This window comes from Bradyrhizobium iriomotense (assembly GCF_018130765.1).
GTDB classification, from domain to species: Bacteria; Pseudomonadota; Alphaproteobacteria; order Rhizobiales; family Xanthobacteraceae; genus Bradyrhizobium; species Bradyrhizobium iriomotense_A.
In genome coordinates this window covers 1-2,339 of the sequence record NZ_JAFCJZ010000051.1, presented here as the reverse complement: position 1 = coordinate 2,339, position 2,339 = coordinate 1, and the positions used below count along the sequence as shown (strand labels likewise).

The window sequence follows — 2,339 nt, the reverse complement described above, 5'->3', positions numbered from 1 at the left end:
ACAGACTTCCGATTCTGGAATCCCCTGTGGCCAACCCGAGTCAATCCGCCGCACTAGATACGTGCATGCCCTAGCGCGAACGCAGGGACCCATAACCCCAGGGCAGGGTTATTGCGCGAGCTGGTCACCACGAGTCTTCGTCAAATTGCTTCCTGTGGTTATGGGTCCCGGATCTGCGCGCCGCTTCGCTGCGCTTGTCCGGGACGACGGCGGTTATTGTGGTGGGCGGTTGTGCCCCTTCACGGGCTTCGCACCACCACCCACATCCACCCCCGCATTCCGCAACAACACCTTGGCCGCTTCCTTCGCCGCGCGCGCCATCGCGGGATCATCGCGGACGAGGTCCTGTGCGATCGAGCCATCCACCAGCAGCACGAGCTGCGTCGCGAGCGCCTCCGCATCGGCAACGCCGAGCTCGGTCAGACGGTCGCGAAACCAGATGCGGCGGCTTTCCTTGAAGGCGATAGCGATCTTCTTCACGGCGCGATCCGACGGTCCGAGCTCGGCGACCGCATTCACGAACGGGCAGCCGCGGAAATCCTTGGCCGCAAAGCGCCGCTCCAGCGAATCGAAGGTGGCGAGGATCTGCTCGGCCGGCGGCTTGTCGGAGGGGCGCGCGTGCACGAAGCGGCGTTCGAGATAGGCGGCGATCAACGCGTCCTTGGACGGGAAGTGGTTGTAGAGCGTGCGCTTACTGATGCCGATCTCGGCTGCGATGGTGTCGACGCCGATGGCGCGAATGCCTTGGAGATAGAACAGCTTGTCGGCGGTCTGAAGGATCCGCTCTTTCATCGTCTGTGGGGCGGGCGGGGGAGCCATGCAGAGCTAAGCGTCCTGTTCGCTTGACAGCCGTAGCCAACTATAGCCTAAGTACACAGGTCTGTGTAACCAAAATCAACGGCAAAAACAGACGTCGGCACGCGTGCCGCGCCCAAAAGGGAGAAGAAAAATGCCCCTGCTGCAGGTCCTGCGTCCGACATTGCCGATCCTGATCGGCGCCTCGATCATGCTGACGCTGAGCATGGGGCTGCGGCAGAGTCTCGGCATCTTCATGCAGCCGTTGACGCATGACATCCACATTTCGATCTCGGATTTCACGCTGGCGCTGGCCGTGCAGAATCTCGCCTGGGGCTTTCTCCAGCCGCCCGCCGGCGCGCTCACCGTGCGCTACGGCTTCCGCCCGATCATGATCGTGGGCGCGCTGATGTACATTGCCGGGCTCGCCCTGATGGCGATGGCGAACGGGCTCGTCAGCATCATGATCGGCGCCGGCGTGCTGATCGGCACCTCGCTCGCCTGCACCGCAGCCGCGATCGCGATGTCGGTGGCGGCGCGCGCGGTGCCCGCGACGGTGCGCTCCACTGTGCTCGGCATCGTCTCCGGAGCGGGCTCGCTCGGCGCGCTGCTGTCGGCGCCGATCGGGCAGATGCTCAACGAAGGCTTCGGCTGGCGCATCGGGCTCGCCGGCTTCGTCGTCATGTCGGTGCTGATGATCCCCGCCGCCTGGTATGCCGGGCGCGTCGACAGGATCCCGCTGCCGAAGCCGGCCGCCGATGACATCGGCGATGCCACGGCCGCAACGGCGGCGAGGACGGCGTTCGGCAACGCGCCGTTCGTGGTGATGACCTGCGCCTATCTCGTCTGCGGCATGCAGCTCGTGTTCCTGACCACGCACCTGCCGTCTTACCTTGCGATCTGCGGCCTCGATCCGATGCTGAGCGCGCAGACGCTCGGCATGATCGGCGGCTTCAACGTGCTGGGCTCGCTGTTCTTCGGCTGGGCCGGCCAGCGCTGGAACAAGCTCGCGCTCCTGGGCGGGATCTACATCCTGCGCTCGCTCGCGCTCGCCTGGTACTTCATGCTGCCGGCCACATCGTTCTCGACGCTGCTGTTCGGCGCGATCATGGGCTTCCTCTGGATGGGCGTCGGCCCGCTGGTCGCGGGCGCGGTCGCCGAGATGTTCGGCCTGCGCTGGCAGGCGATGATCCAGGGCCTCGCCTTCATGAGCCACCAGATCGGCAGCTTCCTCGGCGCCTACGGGGGAGGGGTACTGTACGACGCGCTCGGCTCCTACACCATGGCCTGGCGCATCGGCGTCGCGCTGGGCCTTGCCGGCGGCATCGTGCAGGTGGCGTTCGCGCTGATCCGCCCGTCGCAGCCGCCGGCGCCGGTGTTGCGGACGGCGTAGGCGAGGCGGGTGGTCGCTTCGTCTGCTTGGGAGCTTATAGCGGACGCTGCACTGCTTGGTCGTGATGGGCCGCCTGTGACCCTGGCTGTGTGAAAACGCTGGGCTGCTGTTATGATTCTCCTGTGATTCTTTTGGGGGAATCGATGAGGCG

General features: G+C 65.6%; 2 protein-coding genes. One reads left to right on the top strand and one right to left on the bottom strand.

Annotated elements, in window-relative coordinates:
• Positions 1-213: 213 nt before the first annotated feature.
• Entirely contained in the window at positions 214-819 is a 606-nt protein-coding gene (locus JQ635_RS38850; protein WP_211415031.1) for a TetR/AcrR family transcriptional regulator, read from the bottom strand.
• A 130-nt stretch (positions 820-949) separates the two neighbouring features.
• On the opposite strand from JQ635_RS38850, the gene JQ635_RS38845 reads away from it, so the two are divergent.
• Positions 950-2,188, top strand: a complete 1,239-nt coding sequence (locus JQ635_RS38845; RefSeq protein ID WP_211415030.1) for an MFS transporter — start codon at positions 950-952, stop codon at positions 2,186-2,188.
• Positions 2,189-2,339 lie beyond the last annotated feature (151 nt).

Coding starts and splice junctions, on each gene's coding strand:
- JQ635_RS38850 (WP_211415031.1), bottom strand. CDS start 819: ATGGCTCCCCCGCCCGCCCCACAGACGATGAAAGAGCGGATCCTTCAG.
- JQ635_RS38845 (WP_211415030.1), top strand. CDS start 950: ATGCCCCTGCTGCAGGTCCTGCGTCCGACATTGCCGATCCTGATCGGC.